20 protein-coding genes are annotated in these 21527 nt (G+C 58.2%); 14 read left to right on the forward strand and 6 right to left on the reverse strand.

Annotation, left to right across the window (positions count from 1 at the left end):
- Positions 1-33: 33 nt before the first annotated feature.
- From CLV84_RS15770 to atpG, 10 genes are all read left to right on the forward strand, one after another.
- Positions 34-1257 carry a helix-turn-helix domain-containing protein gene (locus CLV84_RS15770; RefSeq protein WP_170067732.1) on the forward strand — a complete coding sequence of 408 codons (1224 nt, stop codon included), beginning with the start codon at positions 34-36 and terminating at the stop codon, positions 1255-1257.
- 52 nt (positions 1258-1309) lie between these two features.
- Entirely contained in the window at positions 1310-2047 is a 738-nt protein-coding gene (locus CLV84_RS15775) for a hypothetical protein (protein ID WP_104420726.1), read from the forward strand.
- 159 nt (positions 2048-2206) lie between these two features.
- Complete coding sequence (locus CLV84_RS15780; RefSeq protein ID WP_104420727.1) at positions 2207-3655, forward strand: PQQ-dependent sugar dehydrogenase; 1449 nt, start codon at positions 2207-2209, stop codon at positions 3653-3655.
- 56 nt (positions 3656-3711) lie between these two features.
- Entirely contained in the window at positions 3712-4917 is a 1206-nt protein-coding gene (locus CLV84_RS15785) for a saccharopine dehydrogenase family protein (RefSeq protein ID WP_104420728.1), read from the forward strand.
- 155 nt (positions 4918-5072) lie between these two features.
- Positions 5073-6398: a F0F1 ATP synthase subunit A gene (atpB, locus tag CLV84_RS15790; RefSeq protein WP_104420729.1), complete on the forward strand. Its 1326-nt coding sequence runs from the start codon at positions 5073-5075 to the stop codon at positions 6396-6398.
- A 45-nt stretch (positions 6399-6443) separates the two neighbouring features.
- Positions 6444-6644 carry an ATP synthase F0 subunit C gene (gene atpE, locus CLV84_RS15795; protein ID WP_104420730.1) on the forward strand — a complete coding sequence of 67 codons (201 nt, stop codon included), beginning with the start codon at positions 6444-6446 and terminating at the stop codon, positions 6642-6644.
- A gap of 108 nt (positions 6645-6752) precedes the next feature.
- Entirely contained in the window at positions 6753-7265 is a 513-nt protein-coding gene (gene atpF / locus CLV84_RS15800) for a F0F1 ATP synthase subunit B (RefSeq protein ID WP_104420731.1), read from the forward strand.
- Positions 7266-7272: 7 nt separating this feature from the next.
- The gene (atpH, locus tag CLV84_RS15805; RefSeq protein ID WP_104420732.1) at positions 7273-7845 is read left to right on the forward strand and encodes an ATP synthase F1 subunit delta; all 573 of its coding nucleotides are present in this window, start codon (positions 7273-7275) and stop codon (positions 7843-7845) included.
- Between the two features lie 76 nt (positions 7846-7921).
- Positions 7922-9508 (forward strand): F0F1 ATP synthase subunit alpha, encoded by a 1587-nt coding sequence (gene atpA, locus CLV84_RS15810; RefSeq protein ID WP_104420733.1) that lies wholly within the window; start codon positions 7922-7924, stop codon positions 9506-9508.
- Positions 9509-9531: 23 nt separating this feature from the next.
- Entirely contained in the window at positions 9532-10440 is a 909-nt protein-coding gene (atpG, locus tag CLV84_RS15815; protein ID WP_104420734.1) for an ATP synthase F1 subunit gamma, read from the forward strand.
- 4 nt (positions 10441-10444) lie between these two features.
- Here atpG and CLV84_RS15820 read toward each other — a convergent pair whose 3' ends face one another.
- From CLV84_RS15820 to CLV84_RS15840, 5 genes are read right to left on the reverse strand one after another with little or no spacing between them, the layout of a single operon-like run.
- A complete protein-coding gene (locus CLV84_RS15820) occupies positions 10445-11806 on the reverse strand; it encodes an MATE family efflux transporter (RefSeq protein WP_104420735.1) in 1362 nt (453 codons plus the stop codon).
- 36 nt (positions 11807-11842) lie between these two features.
- Positions 11843-13783 carry a sialate O-acetylesterase gene (locus tag CLV84_RS15825; protein ID WP_104420736.1) on the reverse strand — a complete coding sequence of 647 codons (1941 nt, stop codon included), beginning with the start codon at positions 13781-13783 and terminating at the stop codon, positions 11843-11845.
- 34 nt (positions 13784-13817) lie between these two features.
- Positions 13818-14576, reverse strand: coding sequence for a shikimate dehydrogenase family protein (locus CLV84_RS15830; RefSeq protein WP_104420737.1), 759 nt, complete (start codon positions 14574-14576; stop codon positions 13818-13820).
- Positions 14577-14579: 3 nt separating this feature from the next.
- The gene (locus CLV84_RS15835; protein ID WP_104420738.1) at positions 14580-15569 is read right to left on the reverse strand and encodes a DUF368 domain-containing protein; all 990 of its coding nucleotides are present in this window, start codon (positions 15567-15569) and stop codon (positions 14580-14582) included.
- Positions 15570-16061 carry a hypothetical protein gene (locus CLV84_RS15840; protein WP_146088830.1) on the reverse strand — a complete coding sequence of 164 codons (492 nt, stop codon included), beginning with the start codon at positions 16059-16061 and terminating at the stop codon, positions 15570-15572.
- A gap of 153 nt (positions 16062-16214) precedes the next feature.
- Between CLV84_RS15840 and CLV84_RS15845 the strand changes: the two genes are divergently transcribed.
- From CLV84_RS15845 to CLV84_RS15855, 3 genes are read left to right on the forward strand one after another with little or no spacing between them, the layout of a single operon-like run.
- Positions 16215-16919 (forward strand): MotA/TolQ/ExbB proton channel family protein, encoded by a 705-nt coding sequence (locus CLV84_RS15845; RefSeq protein ID WP_104420740.1) that lies wholly within the window; start codon positions 16215-16217, stop codon positions 16917-16919.
- 41 nt (positions 16920-16960) lie between these two features.
- Positions 16961-17362 (forward strand): ExbD/TolR family protein, encoded by a 402-nt coding sequence (locus tag CLV84_RS15850; RefSeq protein WP_104420741.1) that lies wholly within the window; start codon positions 16961-16963, stop codon positions 17360-17362.
- 12 nt (positions 17363-17374) lie between these two features.
- Positions 17375-17770 carry an ExbD/TolR family protein gene (locus CLV84_RS15855; protein ID WP_104420742.1) on the forward strand — a complete coding sequence of 132 codons (396 nt, stop codon included), beginning with the start codon at positions 17375-17377 and terminating at the stop codon, positions 17768-17770.
- Between the two features lie 643 nt (positions 17771-18413).
- Here the strand turns inward: CLV84_RS15855 and CLV84_RS15860 are convergent.
- Complete coding sequence (locus tag CLV84_RS15860) at positions 18414-19979, reverse strand: OmpA family protein (protein ID WP_104420743.1); 1566 nt, start codon at positions 19977-19979, stop codon at positions 18414-18416.
- 104 nt (positions 19980-20083) lie between these two features.
- Here CLV84_RS15860 and CLV84_RS15865 point away from each other — a divergent pair, with 104 nt between their 5' ends.
- Positions 20084-21187 (forward strand): arginase family protein, encoded by a 1104-nt coding sequence (locus tag CLV84_RS15865; RefSeq protein ID WP_146088831.1) that lies wholly within the window; start codon positions 20084-20086, stop codon positions 21185-21187.
- The last annotated feature ends 340 nt before the right edge of the window (positions 21188-21527 follow it).

Raw genomic sequence — 21527 nt, forward strand, 5'->3', positions numbered from 1 at the left:
AGACCGGCAGCGTGAATGGCGTATCTTCAAAGCATGGAACTTGCTTTTTTCCAAGTCAACCTGTACTCCGGGTTGTTATTGGTGGGGTGGGTGCAGGGAAGTGTGTACGCTGTCCTGCTCTTCCTCCGCGCGGGTCGGGAACGCCGGATCAGCGATGCGTTTGCCGCTTCGATCCTGGTGGTATCTAGTCTGTACGTGGCGCAATGGATGTTTGGATTTGCCGGTTGGTACGACGCCCACGACTGGCGAACGACCTGTATGTTTTACGTTCCGTGGGATCAACTCCTCCTCCTCGGGCCGCTGATTTGGCTTTATTTCCGGGCGGCAACCAACGGTGGTTTTCGGTGGAAGGGGAGCATGTTCTGGCATTTCTTGCCGGCTATGTTTACCGTGCTGCCTTACCTGGCCGCTTTCGGATACGACCTAGTCTATTTATCCGGGGTAAAGGGGCAGCCCCTTAATTATTTCTTCGGTACGCGTGGACCGATGCGGGAGAATTCATGGCTGTTCGGGCCGGTCGTGGCTTCCGGATTGGCGACCGCCGCCTATTTGCAGCTGACCGCGTATCTGATCTTTACGGCCCGTGGGTATCGCCACTACCGCAATTACCTGAAGGAGGCGTTTAGCGATTCAAACGGCCGCAGCTTCGCCGGTTTGGGTACGCTTTTGATGATCCTGGTGGTCGGCATCGTGCTGACCATGCTGACGGCCGTCTACCAGTCGCAATACGGGGAAGCCGCTTACGTCCGGGAATGGTTCCACCACCTGACCCTTTCCATCGTGGTCTTCGCCGCGGGAATCCAGTTTCTGCAGGTCGATGGCGACCGCATCGCCGTGCTTCGGTACGAACCGCCCAGGCCCGAGCCGAGCCGGGTACCGCCCGCTTCCTCGCTGTCCGTTTGGGATCTTACCCAGGCGCGTATGGAGCGGCACCGGGACTACCTGGAACCCGATTTGAAATTGGCCGATCTTGCCCAACGGATCGCCGTGCAGGACAAGCAACTAAGTGCCGCCATCAATGCCTGTTCCGGACTGAACTTTAACGACTACATAAATGGCTTACGCTGTGCCTACTTCATCGGGCTGCTGGAGCGGGAGGAGCACCGGCAGCGTACCCTTCTCAGACTGGCACTTGATTCCGGCTTTAATAGCAAGTCGACATTTAACCGTGCATTCCGCAAGTGCTATGCCTGCAGCCCCGGGGAGGCGCTTGCCCAATTACGGAGCGGTCAAAGCTTGACCCAAAAGATGATTTGAAGCGCGCGGTGCAGGCATCGGGCCGTGCTTTGGGGAAATCAATTCCTTCCCCATGCGCAACCTATTCTTACCCATCCTGCTGCTGGCCCTAGCTTCGTGTTCGAAAAGCACGGCCGGCCTCACGATACCCGCCCGACAGCAATTCGTGCTGGGGGAATATATGGCATCGGGCTATTCCGCCTCCCTAACCAACACAGGGTCACAGCTCGTCACCGTGGCTATCCTGGAAAAGAACACTAGGGCCATTGCCCAATCGCTAGCCCTTGCTCCGGGAGCGGCGCAAAGCGTATTCGTGGCGGCCGGCCAGAAAGTAGTGATGACTAACGCCGGCCAGCGCGAAGCCCAAATCCTGGTCGTGATGAATAAAGGGGTGGAGGGAATGCGGCTCCGGTCGCTCGACGGGTCCGTGCCTTCGGAATCGAAGCAACCCATTCGGGACCGGATCCCGCCCCCGGCCAGTGAATGGCCCGCTAAGCCGGTGGATCGATTTCGGGAGGCGGTGGAACCCGGGCAATGCTACCTGATCGGTGAAGGAGCGGATCGACCCTACTCGGCAAAGGTTCTAGCCCGGATGGGGCAGATTGAGCTGCGGGTCATCGACGATACTACCCGGCGGCAGCTCATGGGCTTCGGGCTGGGAGCGGGAAGTCGGGAAACCGTAACGGTGGGCCCGGGAGCCGTACTGTATCTGTGTAACGAAGGGGCGGAAAACCTGCGGGTTAACGTACGCCTGAGTACACCCCTATCCGGGAGAAAGGTGGATGTGCCCGTTGGGGAATCGGAGCGCTGAGCCGCTTCACCCTTGCGCCGCCGAATAATGGGCCGGTTACCTATCCATACCGGTTTGACGGCAGGGGGAGGTGCGTCGCAGATGAGATGAGGTTGCTCCCGCGTGTACGCCATGCCGCTAATCTCTGCTATCTTGTTAGCCACCTAAGCAATCCCTACCATGCGTAAAAGGCCCGCCTACTTCCTGTTTTTCCTCCTCGGCACCTTCACTCTGGCTGCCCAACCCGACCTGGTGCTCGAGGTACTCGATTCGACGTTTACCCAACCGACGGATCTGGCTTCCGACGGGGTTAACGAGGAGATCATCTATATCGTCGAGAAACAGGGACTCATTAGTCGCTACGATCTCCGTAACCAGTCGGTAGCTATCGTGCTGGATTTGACGGGGCTGGTCGATGCGCGCGGCGAAGGGGGAGCCCTGGGCATGGCTTTTCACCCGAACTATCCGGACAGCAACTACCTGTACGTAAACTACACCTCCCCGGCCGAACAGCTTGGGGGAGTGATGACCACTCGTATCAGTCGCTTTACCCTCGATAACGCAGGCATCGTGGAAGATGTAAGCGAACGGATCCTGCTGCGTATCCCCCAACCGGCAACCAACCACAACGCCGGCGATCTGGCCTTCGGTCCGGATGGCTTGCTGTACATCCCGACGGGTGACGGAGGTGGCGCGGACGATGAATTCGACAACGCCCAGGACCCGACTTCCCTCCTCGGAAAGATGCTCCGCATTGACGTGGACAGCACCACGGCGACCACGAATTATGTCATTCCAGCCACTAATCCGTACGATAGCGCCGCCGATACCCTGCCGGAAATCTGGGCCATGGGCTTACGCAATCCGTGGCGAATATCCTTCGACCGGGAAAGCGGCGGTCTCTGGATCGGGGACGTCGGCCAGGGGGTGCGGGAGGAAGTGAATTATCTGCCCGCGGGGGAGGGTGCCGGAACCAACTTCGGATGGAACTGCCGGGAAGGTTTCATCGCATTCAGCGATCCGTCTTCCCGTTGTGATGACCGTACCGCGGCGGATTTTACCGAGCCCGTACTGGATTACGCCCACGATAACAGCGAACGGGTGAACGGACTGTCGATTACCGGTGGATTCGTTTACCGGGGCCCGGCCGAGGATTTGCGGGGCTATTATGTATTCGGGGATTTCGTGCGGCAGCGACTCTTTCTCTATCCGACCGATGTGGAGGAGCCGGAAATCATCGTCTACGACGACCTGGCGACGACCGCGATATCGACCTTCGGGGAGGGTGCCGACGGGGAACTGTACGTGGCCGACTTCGGGGGCACCATCTATCGGGTTACTACGGAAAGTGCTACCTCGGTGCGACAGGCTATACGGGTAGAAAACAACCTTCGCCTGTATCCCAATCCGACGACCGACCTGCTGACCGTCCAGTTGCCCGCCCCGTTCACCGGTACCGCCCCGGTGGAATACATCAGTCCGGAAGGGCGCACCGTAGCAACGGTGACCGGCGTCGGTTTTGCGGGGGGAAAGGCGGAACTTCGGGTTCCGGATTTAGCTGCCGGCGTCTATACCGTTGCCGTGGTGCTGGGCGGTAGTAGGTATGTTTCCCGGTTGGTAGTACAATAATTTGGGTTTGCTTTGCACCTGCGCCCCGGCGCAACGTTAGCCCAAAAAAAACTAGCATGCCTAAAGTACTCATTATTGGCGCCGGTGGCGTCGGACGCGTCGTAGCCTACAAATGCGCGGAATACCCGGAAATCTTCACCGAATTTATGCTCGCCAGCCGCACGAAGAGCAAATGCGACGAGATTGCCAGCGACATCAAGGCGGACCTCGGGTACGATAAGATCACGACGGCTGCCGTGGATGCCGAAGACGTACCGGCCCTGACCAAGCTGATCAAAGAGTACGATCCCTTCATGGTGATCCACGTGGCCCTGCCATACCAGGACCTGACCATCATGGACGCCTGCCTGAACGCCGGCGTCCACTATCTGGATACCGCCAACTACGAGCCGAAGGAGGAAGCCAAGTTCGAGTACAGCCATCAGTGGGCCTACCACGACCGCTTCAAGGCGGCGGGGCTGACTGCTATCCTCGGCTGTGGGTTCGACCCCGGCGTGACAAGCATCTTTACGGCGCGAGCGGCGGCCCACTTCTTTGACGAGATCCACTACCTCGATATCGTGGATGCCAACGCCGGCGACCACGGCAAGGCCTTCGCTACAAACTTCAATCCGGAGATTAACATCCGGGAAATCACCCAGCCGGGCAAGTACTACGAGAACGGACAGTGGGTTGAAATTCCCGCCTTCAGCATCCGCAAGGACCTCAACTACCCGGATATCGGACCCAAACCCAGCTACGTGCTGTACCACGAGGAATTGGAAAGCCTGGTCAAGCATTTCCCCACCCTGAAACGGGCGCGCTTCTGGATGACCTTCGGCGACGAGTACCTGACCCACCTGCGGGTGATCCAGAACATCGGCATGGCGGGCATCGAGCCGGTCAACCACAAGGGCACGCAAATCATTCCGCTGGAATTCCTCAAGACCGTTTTACCCGATCCCGGCGGACTGGGCGAAGGCTACAGTGGCGAAACCAGTATCGGCTGTCGGATCCGGGGCATCCTGGACGGCAAGGAACAGACCTATTACATCTGGAACAATTGCAGCCACGAGCGTGCTTTTCAGGAAACCCGCGCCCAGGGCGTCAGCTACACGACGGGGGTACCGGCGATGACCGGGGCGATGATGCTCATCCAGGGAAACTGGGAGGGTGCCGGGGTCTTCAACGTGGAGCAGTTTAATCCGGACCCCTTCCTGGACGTCCTGGGCAAGCACGGCCTGGAATGGCACGAGCGGGTCGGGGTCGACCTGGAGCTCTGATTTGCGGGGGGGGATTGCGGATTCTCCGGTGCTAGTACCCGTGCCGATCATCCACTTGGGCCGTTGATGGTAGAAAGTGAAGCAACGACTACCACAGGTCTGAGTTATTGCTTACCTTTGCGGCTCATTTGAGGGATGACTAAACCCCCCAACTTATGACGTCCAGCGTACGCCTGTCCCTGCTCTTACTTTTCAGCACTGCTTTCACCTTCGTTTCGGCGCAGGCGGTTGACGATCACGGAGCGGCGGCGGACCACCACAGTCCGGAGATCGAGTGCGGGGGGCACGACGATTACGACCCGGCCGGGGTTATCCTGCACCACATCGCCGACGCGAACGAATTCCACATCATCGGAGACATCAGCATTCCCTTACCGGTCATCCTGTATGCACCCGGGGAAGGGTTGACGGTAGATCTGAGCAGCTCTTTCCACCACGGGCAGACGGCCGTAGACGGTTACGTCATGAACCACGGCCGCATCAACCGCCTGGCGGACGCTCCGGCGGCCCTGATGGAAGGTCACCAGGAAGTAGAATGTATCGCGCATACCACCGCGGAAGTGGACGGAAAGACCCGCGACATGTACTACGCGCTGATCGGGGGCGAGCGGTATCTCCTGGACGCACCCTCCGTTGGTGACGGTGGGTTGCTCGGCGGGGGCATCACCAGCTTCTATGATTTCAGCATCACCAAGAACGTCTTCACCATGATCCTAGCGTCCTTGGCGCTGATTTGGCTTTGGGGAGCGGTGGCCCGGGGATACAAGAAGAACGAGGGGAAAGCACCGAGCGGCATTCAGAGCCTGATGGAGCCCTTCTTCGTGTTTCTCCGCGACGAGATCACCATTCCGATGATCGGGACAAAGCACTACGAGCGCTTTCAGCCCTTCATCATGACGATCTTCTTTTTCGTGCTCTTCTGTAACCTGCTCGGGCTGGTACCTATTTTCCCCGGATCCGCCAACGTGACCGGTAACATCGCGGTAACCATGGCCCTAGCGGTCATCTCCGCGGTGGTGGCTTACGTACACGGTAACGCCCACTTCTGGGGCCATACCTTGTGGATGCCCGGGGTGCCCACCGCCGTTAAACCGCTGATGACGGTAGTGGAGGTCCTCGGTCTGGTGATCAAGCCATTCTCGCTTATGGTGCGTTTGTTCGCCAATATTACGGCGGGCCACATCATCATCCTGAGCCTGATCAGCCTGATCTTCATCTTCGGTAACAACGGTGAAAACGTCTACGGGGCCGGAGCGGGCGCCGTGGTCAGCGTGGCCTTCACCCTGTTCATGAACTGTATCGAGCTGCTGGTGGCCTTCGTGCAGGCGTTCATTTTTGCCATCTTGTCGGCTACCTACATCGGTGCCGCGGTGGAGGATGCCCATCACCACGACGAGCTGGGCCACCACGGGGAGGAAAAAATAGCCGAAGGCGGTGCCATGGGAGGCGCCGTAACCGGCATGCACACCCCGGCCAACTAACCAACGAATCACAAGAATTTTCTTTACCCATTTAAATACTTCAACATGGGAGCTCTTGGAGCAGGTATCGCCGCCCTCGCCGCTGGAATCGGAATCGGACTTATCGGAAGCAAAGCAACCGAAAGTATCGCCCGCCAGCCCGAAGCCGCCGCCGATATCCGTAGTGCTATGATCCTTACCGCCGCCTTCGTCGAAGGTGCCGCGCTGTTCGCGATCATTGTAGGTCTTCTGGACAAGCTGCTCTAGTAGCGGTTGCGTCCGAAGCACACCACAAAGCCGGTAGCGAACTGCGCTTGGCAGCGTTACCGGCTTGTTTTTCCTTCGCCATATTAGCATGACTTACTAATGTCAACTATGTCTACGCTCTTTCTTGTCGACTTCAACGTAATCAAACCGGACATCGGTCTGATCTTCTGGACGGTACTGATCTTCCTTGTCCTGTACGCCATTCTCGGCAAGCTTGCCTGGAAACCCATCCAGCGTGCGCTGCGCCGGCGCGACGAGGAAATCCAGCGCAGCATTGACGAAGCCCAGCGTGCGCGGGCCGAAATGCTGGCCCAGGCCGACGAGAATCAGCGCCTCCTCATCGAGGCCCGCGAAGAACGGACCCGCATCATCACCGACGCCGAGAAGCAACGTAAGGAAATGATCGCCGAGGCCAAAAACGAAGCCCGGGAAGCCGCCCAGAAGGTGGCCAGCGACGCCCGTCGCGACATCGATAACATGCGCAAGGCCGCCATGGTCGACCTCAAGAAAGAGGTAGGTAGCATGGCCATCGAAATTGCCGAACGGATCCTCCAGAAGGACCTTAAGAGCGATGCCAACCAGGAGGCTTTTGTCCGTGAACTGGTTCGCGACCTAAACTAAGCACCGCATGACCAACTCCAGAGTAGCCTCCCGCTACGCCCAGTCCTTAATCGAGCTCGCCCAGGAACGGGACCAGCTCGAGGTGATCAAGGCCGACGTAGATACGCTGCTGGCAATGGGAAAGAACCGCGATTTCGCGCTGTTGCTGAGTAGCCCGGTCGTCAACCCCAGCAAGAAACAGGCCGTCCTTACCCAATTGCTCGACAAGGCGAACGCCCAGCAGTTGACCCGGCTTTACGTCAAGTTGTTGATCGATAAAGGCCGGGAGGTTGATATGCTGGGTATCCTGCGGGAATTTATTTCCCAGTACAAAACCATCAAGCATATCTCCACGGTCAAAATGACCAGCGCGGCTCCCCTCACGGCCGATACCCTGGCGGCCGTGAAGCGGCAACTCGTGGCCAGTGGTAAGACCGAGGCCACCATCGATTTGCAGACCCAAATTAACCCGGATCTCATCGGCGGATTCATTCTCGAGTTTGACGGGAAGGTCTATGACGCGAGCGTATCCCATAAGCTCAAGAATATGAAAGACGAGCTGCGCAAACCCAATCTTTACGTAAATCAAATCACGGAGTAGTAGCTTACCGTACTCCGGTATCATAATCTAAGCTCGCCCGCTGGCGGGTCACCGAAATTAATAAGATCTATCAATCATGGCTGACGTAAAACCTGACGAAATCTCCGCAATCCTGAAGCAGCAGCTTTCCGGATTCGATACGGCTACCGAGCTCGAGGAGTACGGTACCGTTTTGCAGGTCGGAGACGGTATCGCCCGCGTGTACGGGCTAAGTAACGCCCAGGCCGGTGAGCTCGTAACCTTCGAGACCGGTACCGAGGCCATCGTGCTGAACCTGGAAGAAGACAACGTAGGTGTCGTACTCATGGGCGGCGCCACGGGGATCCACGAGGGTAGCCGCGTTTCCCGTACCGGACGGATCGCCTCCATCAATGTTGGTGAAGGCATGGTCGGTCGCGTGGTCAACGCCCTCGGTCAGCCGATCGACGGAAAGGGAGACATCCCCGGCACCACCTACAATATGCCACTGGAGCGTAAGGCTCCGGGCGTTATCTACCGCCAGCCGGTAAACGAGCCCCTTCAGACCGGTGTCAAGGCCATCGATGCCATGATCCCGATCGGTCGTGGCCAGCGGGAGCTGATTATCGGTGACCGCCAGACCGGAAAGTCGGCCATCGCCATCGATACCATCCTGAATCAACGGGAATTCTTCGAGCGGGGTGAACCGGTCTACTGCATCTACGTTGCCTGCGGACAGAAGGCCTCCACCGTAGCCCAGGTTGCCAAGACGCTGGAAGATAACGGCGCCATGGACTATTCCATCATCGTAGCCGCTTCGGCCGCTGAGCCCGCGCCCCTCCAGTTCTACGCACCCTTCGCGGGAGCCGCCATCGGCGAGTACTTCCGGGATACGGGACGCCCCGCTTTGATCATTTACGATGACCTCTCCAAGCAGGCCGTCGCTTACCGGGAAGTATCCCTGCTGCTGCGCCGCCCGCCGGGCCGTGAGGCTTACCCCGGTGACGTCTTTTACCTCCACAGCCGCCTCTTGGAGCGCGCCGCGAAGGTGATCAACGACGACGCTATCGCCCAGAGCATGAACGACCTTCCCCAGAGTCTGGTGGATGCCGGCATCGTCAAGGGTGGCGGTTCGTTGACGGCCCTGCCGATCATCGAAACCCAGGCCGGTGACGTTTCGGCGTACATTCCTACCAACGTAATCTCGATTACGGACGGTCAGATCTTCCTCGAATCCAGCCTGTTCAACAACGGCATCCGTCCGGCCATTAACGTCGGGGTATCCGTATCCCGGGTAGGAGGTTCGGCACAGATCAAGCCGATGAAGAAAGTATCCGGTACGCTGAAGCTCGACCAGGCTTCCTACCGGGAACTGGAGGCCTTCTCCAAGTTCGGTTCCGACCTCGATCCGTCGACAATGGCCATCCTGGACAAAGGACAGCGCAACGTGGAAATCCTCAAGCAGCCGCAATACAGCCCCGTGCCGGTCGAAAAGCAGGTGGCCATCATTTATCTGGGTACGAAGAACCTCATGCGGGAGGTTCCCGTCGACCGGGTGAAGGAATTCGAGCACCTCTTCCTCGGCGAACTCGGCCGCAAGTACCCCGAAGTACTGGAAAACATCCGCGCACGGAAGTACCAGGACGAGGATCTGCAGAAGATCGAATCGCTCGCTAAGGAGCTGACTCCCCAGTTTAAGAAGTAACTCCCCCCCCCCAACAAGACCCCATGGCAAACCTCAAGGAAGTACGCGAACGCATCGGCTCGGTAAAGAATACCCAGCAGATCACGAGTGCTATGAAGATGGTCTCCGCGGCCAAACTGCGGCGGGCACAGCAAGCCATCACTGAACTGCGTCCCTATGCGGACAAGCTCGACGAGATGCTGCGCAACATTCTCACTAACCTGGAGGGGGATGCCGATACGATCTTCAACAAGGTCCGTCCGGTAACGGGCGCCTGCGTGATCGTGGTTACGTCCAACCGCGGACTGGCCGGGGCCTTCAACACCAACATCATTAAGGCCGCCGAAGCTTCCATCCGGGAGCTCGGCACCTTTGATGGTCCGCTCGATATCATCTGTATCGGACGCAAGGGGGCGGAATACTTTCGCAAGCACTACGGTAAGCGGTCGGACGTGAAGGTGGTCACCGATTTCCAGAACCTATTCGATGACCTCAGTTTCGACAACACCAAGGAAGTGCCCCAGCTTATCATGAGCCGTTTCAAGTCGGAACGCTATGATCGAGTGTATCTGGCCTACGCACGCTTCCGCAACGCCGCCGTACAAAACGCCATCAGCGAGCAGTACCTGCCGGTGGAAGAACTCCTGTCGGATGAGGTCGAAACGGACACCTCCAAGCATAGTCGCTACCGCGCCGATTACATCTTCGAGCCCGGTAAGGAAGAGCTGTTGGCCTACCTGGTCCCCAGTATCCTGGAAACCAAATTTCAGGCAGCTCTGCTAGATACCCAGGCCAGTGAGCACGGAGCGCGGATGACCGCCATGGATAAGGCCACCGAAAATGCTCAAGAGCTATTACGCGACCTCCGCATCAGCTACAACAAGGCGCGCCAGGAAGCCATCACCAACGAAATCCTCGAGATCGTTGGCGGTGCCGCAGCGCTGGAAGGCTAACGAATCAGGGGGATTTTCCGGACGCCATGTGCTCGGGATACATGTCCCAGCGCGGCCGGATAAAGTAGCGGTAACTCAGGGCGAACATCAGCACCCAGTAAGCGATTTCCACGCTCCAGGCGAGGGTCAGGTTGCCCCAGCCACTGCGGACTACAATGAAGATCAGCGCCATGTAGACCACGGCGCAGAGGGTCTGGTATATTAGGGCTTTCTTGGTTTCTCCCGCCCCGATCAGTCCGTTGAAAAATATGCTTCCGAAACTGAAGGTGGTGAGAATGCCCAGCAACACCCAAAAGATCGGGTAGGCCATCTCGATGAGGTAGGCCCGCTCGTCTCCCAGAATCGGATACAGCACGGTGCGTGGCCCGATCACGAGCGGCAGCCCCATCAGTAAGGTTATGCCGAGACACATGTAAGCTGTTTTCCAGAGTACTACCTTCACATTGTGGGGCTGCCCCTTGCCTACGAAGTAACTGACCAGGGTATTGATGCCCGTGCAGAACCCCCAGGCGGGAATACTGAGTATGAGGTAGGCGATCCGCACGATATTGGTAACCGCCAGCTGGCGTTCACCGAAGTTTTCGACCAGCCCGAAGAAGAAGAAGGCACTCCCTAGACCGACGGCCGACATCGCCACGATGGGTACCGACAACCCGATGATTTCCCAAATCAGTTTGCGATCCCATTTCGGAAGTTTTCCGATGGCGTATTTCCGGTTTTTGCGGTCGAAAACCATATAGATGAGGAAAACAAACAGGGCAACGTATTCCGCGATAGTACTCGCCAAGCCGGCCCCGGCAATGCCCATTTCCGGGAATCCGTACATGCCGAAGATCAGCGCGCGGTCCAGAAAAATGTTGGTGACGGCCAGGATGATGGTATCGACGATAATGAATCCAGGCCGGGCGATGCCGGTATACAACCCCAGGCAGGCCACGCCGAGGTAACTGGCAAAGACGCCCCACTTGCGGGTTTCCAGATATTCCAGCGATTTGTAAAAAATGACGTCCGAATCCACGAATAGCGCAAACAGCCAGTACGCGCCGTAGGTCATGAAGAAGAATAGCGCCAGGGCCAGTACGAATTCGAAGTAGACGGTGCTGTAAAAGGACCTTCCTACCGCCACCTTGTCCCCCTTACCGGCGTAGTGGGCAATAAGGATTTGCCCGCCGCGGCTGAATCCGAAACCGATGGCGGCGACGATGATGTAAAACGCGGACACGAAGCCAATCGCAGCGAAGTCGTCCTCGCTGCGGTAATACAAGAACACCGAATCGGTCATCGCCACCACGTTCTGGGCCGCACTGCCGATGATGATGGGAAAGCTGACCCTAAGGATGCTGCGGTATGACGTACCTAGTTTCAAGGGGGCAATCTACGACAATGGACCGGGCTATGGGCCTCAGTCCACGTGAAGTTCAAAGGGCGTCACCGGCAGACCGCCCTTGCTAAATAGGTTCGCGTCGTCCGGATTGTTGAACCAGGCGTAGCGAACGGCAGTGATCCCCGTACCGGCGGGGTTCAGGACGCGTAAGGCATTCGTTTCCTCCGTCAGCAGGCCAACCGCCCAATGCCACTCGCCGGCCGTATCCCGTACGCTCAGGGAGCGGACGATGGGGTAGCGGTCTCCTTCCGCCATCTTCAACGTCAGGCCCTCGCCGACCTGATCGAAGTCAATTAGTGCGGCGCCATCCTCCAGGCGGATGTTTCGGGCCACCGGGCTACTGGCTTGCACCTGCTGCCCGTAAATATGCTTTCTAGCGTGCAGCGACAAACGGCGGCCCACCTCCCACTTATTCTTGGGGTGTATATCGTCCGCCTCCCCAATGTCCGTAATGATTGCCTGTCCTGAATTTGGGATAGATAGGGCTGCAGTCTGTTGCGCCCTCAGCAGGGCCCAGCCCGGTGCGTCGGGCTCGACGGGTGCTGCCATGAAGTTGGCTAGTTGTACCCAATAGAAGGGTAGGCTGTCGTTGGAAAACTGTTCGCGCCAACTCTCGACGAGTGCTTCTGTTTGTGCGGCGTAGCTAGACGCGTCCGTTTCCCCGGCGTTGCTCTCCCCCTGGTACCACAGGACGCCCGTCAGCGGCCATTCCCGGAGCGGAGCGATCATCGCGTTGTAGAGTAACGTCGGGGTCTGATTGGCACGGCTGTTGCTGTTGATCCGAAAGGCGGCGATTCGGTAGGCGAAGTCGCCGGCGAGGGGCACCCGTCCGGCGGCCGTACCGAGGTAAAGACTATCGGGGTGGCCGTGAAAGCCGCCCCCGCCGCCGGTATCGTCCACCCGTACGGTGAGCACGTTTTCGCCCAGACGAAGTAGGTCGCGGGGAACCCGGTAAATCCGGTCCTGGGAGTAGAGATTGGTTGCCCCTACGCGGTTCCCGTTGAGGTAAGTAATGTCGTTGTCGTCGATGGGCCCGAGGTGCAATTCAGCGGCACCGGCGATTTGAGCGTCGTTGAGGGTGAAACGCTTGCGGTAGTAAAACACGCCGTCTACGTCCGCGTAGCCCCGGGTCTCCCAAAGCCCGGGTAGGGTGGTTACGCCCCAGTCGGCTTGCGGTTCGGTGTCGGACAAGTACGCCAGATTGGGCTGGTCTTCCGAGACCGGAGGGAAACCGTCCCCGAATTCGGCTTGGTAGAAGCTTTGCACCCGCGCGCGGCGCCCATCCATTTCTTTTTCTATTTCCTCCATGGATGCCTGGGCGTCTGCTTCCTGCCAAGCGGCGGGGATCCAGGGTTCGATGCGACTGCCGCCCCAGCTCGAATGCACCAGCCCGATGGGAATGTCTACGCCGGATTCGCGGAGGTAGTGGGCGAAATAGCCACCGACGGCACTAAAGTCGGCAATTTCGTCGGTGGTGCCCGGTTTCCATTCTTCGTCCAGTTGGATCTCCGTTTGCGGACTACCCGAACCGGTTTTGGCGATCAAAGTTTGCCGGATCAGCGGATCGGCAATGGCCTTGGCGCGGGAGCTGTCGGGGTCGGACTGCGCCAGCCGCCATTCCATGTTCGACTGGCCGGAAAGCAGGTAGACGTCTCCGAAATACACGTCGGATATTTCGACGGTGGATCGGCCATCCGTTACCGATAGGACATACGGACCGCCTGCGTCCCGGGAAGGCAATTCAGCTTGCCACCGTCCGTCCCGGTTGGTTTTCGTTTTAACGGATTCCCCGTCCAGGATAATTCGAACGGTACGATTCGGCCTGGCCCGGCCCCAGATCGGATGGGCGACGTTGCGCTGGAGCAACGCGTGGTCGGTAAACAGTTCGAATAATTCCAGGTCCTGAGCCAACAGCAGCCCCCCGGGGCAAAACAGGAATAAAAAGATGAGGTAGCGCACGGCGATTACATGATTGACCGCGGTAAGATCGCAATTATTCCGGGTTCCAGATTTTCCAGGACGCTTCCGCCTGGAGGTGTAACATGCCCAGGCCGTTGGCGGCGCCGGCCCCCCGCTGCCGGGCGAGTTGCAGGAAGCGGGTTTCGGCCGGGTTATAAATCAGGTCGTAGCAGAAATGCCCGGATCCGAGCAAGTGATAGGGTAGGGGCGGGGCGGCCTGAGTGTCGGGATGCATACCCAGGGGAGTCGTATTGATGATCACCTGGTGGCGGTTCAGGACGGTCTGGTCGATGGCCGCGTACGTAATGCGGTCCGCACCCCCCCGTCGGCTCACCCATTGGGAGTTCATCCCCAGGTCGAGCAGGGCTTCCCGGACGGCCAGAGCGGCGCCACCCGTGCCCAGTACCAGGGCCGAGGTACCCCGCAGCTCGGTGCTGCGCCCCTGTGCCCGGAGCTGGGCCAGCAGGTCGTCACGAAACCCGAGGTAATCGGTATTGAAACCGGTAGTCCGGCCCTCGGAAATCCGGATGGTATTGACCGCCCCGATCCGCCTGGCTACGCTGTCGACCTCATCCAGCAGCGGCAGAATGGCTTGCTTGTGCGGAATCGTGACGTTGCAGCCGAGCAAATCGGGGTGAGCTGCCCGTCGTTGGGCGAATTCCGCTACGTCCGCTACTTCGAAGTTCAGGTAGCGGTGGGTATCCGATAGTCCCATCGCCGCGAACTTGTCGGTGAAGTACCGTTGGCTAAAGGAATGGGTAAGGGGGTAACCAATTAGGGCGAAGGTCGGCATGCATTAGCGGGCTTGGTCGTCGAGGAGTTCTTCTTCCGCTATCTCGAGTTCCTCCTTTTGGTCTACGGCGGTAGCTTCGAGCAGGAATACGATGGCGAGTCCGACTACCAGCGCCAGCAGGGTAGCGACAACGTAGGGGCTGTCGGCGATCTGGTCGAGACCGGTATAGGCTTCCGGCAGGACGTTCTCTTCCAGTACGGCTACTTCGTGGCCGCTGCTGTCGGTGCGGGTGGTCAGCGCGTTGCGCCAGGGCCAAAGCTTATTCAGGGAGCCGAGCATGAAGCCCGTGAGGATGGCGAAGGTCCGATTGGGGTAGGTTTTGAAGGTCCAGGTCAGCAGCCGGGCGAATGCCGCCAGGCCGATGAGGCAGCCCGCCGCAAAGCAAGCCACGGTTAGCAGGGCACCGGGTTGGCCTTCCACTACCCCACGCAGCGCTCCGAACACCACGGTGTACATGCCCAGCAATACCAGGATAAAGCTCCCGGAAATGCCCGGGAGGATCAGGGCGGAGATGGCCACCATACCCGAGAAGAATACGAGGAGGGGAGCGGTACTTCCCGCCAGGGGATTGATGGTCGTGAGGGCGTAGGCAATCACCGCTCCGGTTACCAGCAGCAGGATACTCCAGACGCTCCATTCCGTGATCTGCCGGCCTACATAAATGGCTGAGCTAACGATAAGGCCGAAGAAGAAGGCCCACACCACGGGGGGGTAGTTTTCGAGCAGCGAGGTGATGGCTACGACGGCCACGCCTAAGCCAACCACCATTCCGCCGCCCAGCGATACCAGGAAAGTGCCGTCGGCTTCCTTCCAGGCTTCCTTCACTCCGCCCCGGCGGTAGGCGCTAATGACCTTCGTACTGAGCAGGCCGCCGATCGCGGCCAGCAGGCGTTCGTAGATGCCGGTGATGAAGGCGATGGTGCCACCGCTTACGCCGGGGATCGCCTCGGCTACGCCCATGGCCATGCCCTTTAAAATTAGGGAGAGATTCATCTACTTGGTTTCCTGGGGTTTGACGCTGGCGTACATGCTTTCAATCTCCGGAAGGGTAAATACCCCGTCGAAACTGTTTTGAAAAACGATTTCCCGGTCGCCGCGGTAAATGATGTAGCGAAAGCCATAAACGGAGGTGGTGTCGATCTTATTCTCGAAGATGAAGCCCTGGGGTTCCTCTTCCACCACGCGCGCGAAATAGCGGTTGTCTCGCACCAATTCCAGCTGATCGGCTTTCAGACGGGCCATGTCGTTGGTGGCGGCGTCGCTGGCCAGTACCTGGACGGCATAGCGGTCGGCCGGGCTTTTTATGAGCACGTCGTCGATCACTCCCGAGAGCGATTGCGATTGGACGGTAGCGCTGTCGGGGGCCTGGATCGTAACGGGGATGCTGTAGGCGGTCAGGTCCAGCTCACCATACCCGCCGCGACCGTTATTTTCACAGGATGGCAGGAGGAACAATATAAGTAAGGCACACAAAGTTAGACGCATACAACGGGTTTAAGCTGCAAAGATACCCCGCTGTAGCGGATTCCGGTTGGGGGGAACTTCCGGTGGCGCACCTACTTATTTTTTTACATTTGTGCCCGCCGCTCCGACATATCACCCCGTCGGATAACGTTAAGCAGGCGCAAAAGCTACCGCATGTATCTTTCTAACTTCCTATTACTCCTCCAAGCTCAGGGCGAAATCAACCTCGACCCGGTAGAACCGGCCATCGAAAGTGAAAGCCTGATGGACGTTTTGCTCGAGTCGGGCCTGCTTACCCTCGTCATTGTGGGTATTTTGCTGTTGCTCTTCGTCATCGCGCTCTACATCTTCTCCGAGCGGTACATCACCATCAAGGCGGCCGGGTCCGACGACGAGGGGTTCATGGAGCGGATCCGCAGAGAGATCTCCTCCGGTAACATGGCCAACGCCCGTGCGCTTTGTACCACCACCGATAGCCCGGTAGCCCGGATGGTGGATAAGGGACTGCAACGGATCGGCCGGCCCCTCCGCGACATCGACGCCGCCGTCGAAAACGTCGGCAACCTGGAGGTGTTTCGCCTGGAAAGGGGGCTCAGCACCCTGGCCAGTATTGCCGGCGCCGCTCCCATGATCGGTTTTTTCGGGACCGTTACCGGTATGATCGATGCTTTCTACGAAATGTCGAATGCCCAAAACATTACCCCCGACGTGCTAGCCGGCGGTATTTATTCCGCGCTGCTGACTACCGCAGCGGGGCTGTTTATCGGTATCCTGGCCTTCGTCGGATACAACCTGCTCGTAGCTCAGGTCGAACGGGTAGTCTATAAGATGGAGCGCTCGACCACCGAATTCATGGATCTCCTCCAGGAACCCGGGTAGGGAGCTCCGACTAACGGCTCCCGCAGCCAAGCCAACAAACTATGGGCCTTAAACGAGCGAACAAAGCGAATGCGCAATTCAATATGTCCTCCCTTACGGACATTATCTTTCTATTGCTCATTTTCTTCATGCTGACCTCTAACTTCGTGCAAATTCGGCCCTTCGACCTCCCCGAGTCCGATAGTCAGACCGTAGCTCCCACCAACATCGTGGTGGAACTGGAAAAGTCCGGAGCAATCCGGGTGAACAACATCGAAGTGAGCGAAAGCGTCATGCTACGGGCGCTCGGTGACGCCCTGGAGGAGGTGAACGACCAGGCTTCGGCCACGGTCACCATCGTAGCCGAAACGGGCGTACCCTTCAGCCGGATCACCCCGGTCATGAACCTCGCGGCCCAACGGCGTGCCCGCGCCATCATTGCCACCCAGCCCCGGCGGGGATAAACTATCGAAATTATGGCACTCCGGAAAAGATCGAAAGTCAGCGCGGAATTCAATATGTCTTCCCTGACCGACATCATCTTCCTCTTGCTGATCTTTTTCATGCTCACCTCTACGGTGGTAGCACCGAACGCGCTGAACCTCAAGCTCCCCGGTCGCAGCGATACACCCGCCAGCCCCGATGCCCGTCAATTGGATGAGGTACGCATTGACGCGGAGGGTAGCCTGTATTACAACGATCTTCGCATCAGTGCGAGCGAGCTGGAAAGTCAACTATCCGGCCGCGCCGGCACCGGTTACAGTATGCTCATCGCTCCTGATCGGGAGGCGCCCGTGGAGGGCGTAGTAACCGTAATGGATCTGGCCATGCGGCTGGATATCAACGGGGTGCTCGCCGCGGAGCAGGAATGAAGCTACTTTGGCTTCGCGGCGTAGCGTAATGGAACCCGGTATGCAGCGGCCGTATTCGCTGCTGCCCCACCAGGGTCCGTTCAGCACCAAGTTCCCGTCGCGGTACGCCAGGCGCAGCTCATAATCTTTCATACACCAAGATACCTCCAAACCGGCCTTGTTATTGCGGAGGATTTCACTTTCCGTGATTCGCCAACTGCCGGAGCCGGTTTGGTAACCGCTCAGCCGCATTTCGGCGTGCAGGTCTCCGAGCTGCACGTAAGCTTTCCCCTTGACTACGGGCCCGATCTGCTCCAGGTCGAAATATAAATCGAAGCGGTCGGCTATACCTCCTTCATTCTGATACAGGGTGCCCGTCCATATCCCGCTTAGATCCGGTTCGAATTGGGCTTGAAGGGCTGTAGTTAGGAAGAGCGATAAAAGGGCGGGGAGCAGAGTGCGTAGCATGGACCAGGATGAAAATGCACGGAAATTTAGACGTTAGGCCACGTTTATTCCCGCAGGTGGATCACAGTAGTATATCGAGTTGATTTTCAGAGCGAATTTCAAGCCCTGGGGAAAATCCCCGGGGCTTTTTTCTTGCGTAAAAAAGCCCCCCGGAAACGGATTCCGGGGGGCTTTAATGATTGCTGACCGACGGTGCTTAGTTTCCGTCGCCGTCCATCATGTTGTTTTGGATCTCCGGAACGTCAACTCCTTCGGGGGCGGGGTCTTCCGTGGCATCGCCCTGGCCGGTTAGGAATTCAACGCGGCGGTTGGTGCGGCTGCGGTCCAGGGGCACGATTGCTTCGTCTTCGCCCCGGTATTGCAGGATCAGCCGCTCCCGGCCGATGTTGTGTTCGGACACCAGGTGACGAATGACGTTGTAAGCCCGCATATAGCTGAGCTTCTGGTTGAACTCGGGATTACCGACCCGGTCCGTGTAGCCCCGTACGATGACCCGCATGGCAGGGTTCGCCTGCAGTACTCGGGCAACGCTGGCCAACATTCCGTAGTCATCGTAGGCGATTTCGGAAGCGTTCAGCGGGAAATATAGCATCGGCAGGTAGATAGCACCGTTGGGAGAGTTCACCATGGTGGTGGCGTTCATGATGCCGTCACGTTCGATAACGCGTTCGATCCGGTCGTCGACGATGGAAGTCACTTCGTCTTCGGTCAGTCCGCGGTCCATCCGCTCGATGACGACACCGTCGGCGTTGATCTGCTCACCTTCCCGGGGGGGGAAGAAGGGTTCCAGGTCCCGGTAGTCGGGCACACCGTCTTTGTCGCTGTCCAGCGTGCGGCCGCGGCTGTCGACGGGAACGTCGGCGGGGGTGTCGGGCTCCTGGTCGACGGAATCGACGATGCCGTCACCGTCCGAGTCGGTAGTAGCGGCATCCACGCGGCGGTTCAGGTTGCTGATATCTTCCTTCAGCGGGCTGAAGGCGTTGGTCCAGTAGCGGGGTTCGGCGCGGGTGGAGGAGTTGCCGATATTGAAATTAACGGCGAGGCCGAAAACATTGAGTACGTCACGGAAAGTGCTGGCGCTGTAGCCGTCCATGAGGTCGGCGCGGTTGCCGAGGGGGATAAGGGCCTGGTATTCCAGTCCGATATTGATTTTTTCGTTGATGCGGTAGCTGACACCTCCACCGGCGGCGGCGTTGGTGCGGAATTCACTATCGATCATGCCGTTTCTGCCCTCCTGCCAGGTTTGGTTGTCGCCGGAGCAGCCGAAGCGCGAAGCTTCATCATTGCACTGAAATTCGGTGCTCACGAAATTGAAGCCGGCACCGGCCATAAGGAAGACGTTCCAATTACGGGTGTCACCCTTCAGCAGGAAGTTATTCAGGGTGACTACACCGAAGGCGGTACCGCCGATCCAGTCTGCCTCGAAACGACGGTTGCCATCACCCGCGTCAAATTCGGCATCGCCCTTTGATTTAGCGTATAGCGCGTCGAGGCGGAGCGAGAATAAGTGATCCAGCGATTTACGCGCGTGAATACCCACACCATATCCAAACTTGGCGTCGACGTCGCTTGACATGGTCGAAGCGTAAGGCGAGATACCCAACTCCAGCATGGTAGGCTGGTCGCGCTTCATTTCAATGGTTTGGGAGGTCGACTCTACAGTATAAGTGGTGTCAGCGTCGGAGAGCGGGGTACCCTGCGCAAAAGTTGCTCCGCACAAGCAAAGCAGCAGGCCGGTAATGGATGATCTCAAGAAGTTCATGAAAGTGATTCTAGCAAGTTTGTTAGCGGATAGATGGGTCTCTGATCCAGTTTATATAGGGTAAAGGTACTGCTTGTTTAGAAAAGCCCCTACAATCTTTACCTTTGAGCGCCAATTCACTTATGTACGCTCCCTGGTTACAGTCCGATTATCTCCCCCAACCCGGCCACGCCCCGGAATCGTTTGGCTATCACCTGCTCCAGACCGCTAAATCGGAAGCCAAAGTCGCCATCATCGGGATGCACCCGGCGTGGGCGGATCAGGTGCGGGACTGTCTCTACGGGCACTTCTGGGATCACGGGGACCTGCAGGTTGCCGATCTCGGAAATTTGCGAAAACCCTCCGTCGATTTCGCCATCCCCCTTCTGAAGGAACTTTACGTATCCGGCATCCTTCCTGTGCTGATTGGCGCTTCCCCCCTCCTGGCGGAAGCCCAGTACCTGGCCTTCGCAGAAGTGAATCGGGAAGTGGGGATATGCAGTATCGACAGCAAGCTGCGACTGAGTTACGAAGCCGCTGCGGAAGGCGATCGGCGATTTTTAGACCGGGCCGTTCACCGGACCAACTCTCCCGCCTTTCACCTCGCCCACCTTGGCGATCAACGCCATCTCTCCGATCCCCGGCTCGACCTCCTGTTTCTGAGCAGGCATTTTGAGCGATATCCCCTGGGTAAAAGCCGGTCCGACCTCAGAGATCTGGAGCCCGCCATCCGGGATGTCGACCTGACCGTCCTGAATATCAATGCCGTTTTAGCCGCGGAGGCTCCGAGCCAATCGGAAATCGCCCCGTCCGGATTTTCCCTGCAGGAAGCCGGTCAACTCGCCTACTACGCCGGGAACAGCGATCGGCTCGCTTCCTTCGGGATATATGGCGCGCAACCCATTGGCCAGAACCAACCGGATCGCCTGACCGCGGCCGCTTACGCCCAGCTCATCTGGTACTTCCTGCACGGAGTCAGTCGGCGGCATGCCGATTTTCCGACTACCGCCACCGGACTCGTCGAATACGTGGTCGACAGCAAGGTTAACGATCGCTTCGTATTCTGGCGGTCACCCCGTAGCGACCGCTGGTGGGTTCAGGTGCCCATCGACAAGGCGACGGGGGAGGTGCGCAACCGCCTGGTCTCTTGCAGTTACGCCGATTACGTTGCCGCCAGTAGTGCCGGGGAACTCCCCGAACGGCTATTCCACGCCTTCTCTCGCTACTGAGTCAGCGTTGCGACCGCTTTACCGGGAAGAGGGTCGTTGGCCACGCGGTCATTGTTAAAGTTTAAAGGTAAATGGCAATATCTGCTGCCGTGGAGGCGATATGTTAGTAGGTCGGGGTGAAGCCCCCGACGTGTTGTCTTATCGGCCCCGAACGGGTCGTTGATTTTGGATTATTTATCTCCTGGTCAATTCATTGCCAGCGTCTCTCGAAAGAAAAAATTCCTTGCCGGGATGGTCACAGCCCCCGGAATTTATCACGCTGCCGCTTATCGGTACGTGGGGAAATTTGATATTTCTTACGATCGGACCCGACAGGATTGGCTGAAACGTATAGTTTCTG

This window comes from Neolewinella xylanilytica (assembly GCF_002934605.1).
Taxonomy (GTDB): Bacteria; Bacteroidota; Bacteroidia; order Chitinophagales; family Saprospiraceae; genus Neolewinella; species Neolewinella xylanilytica.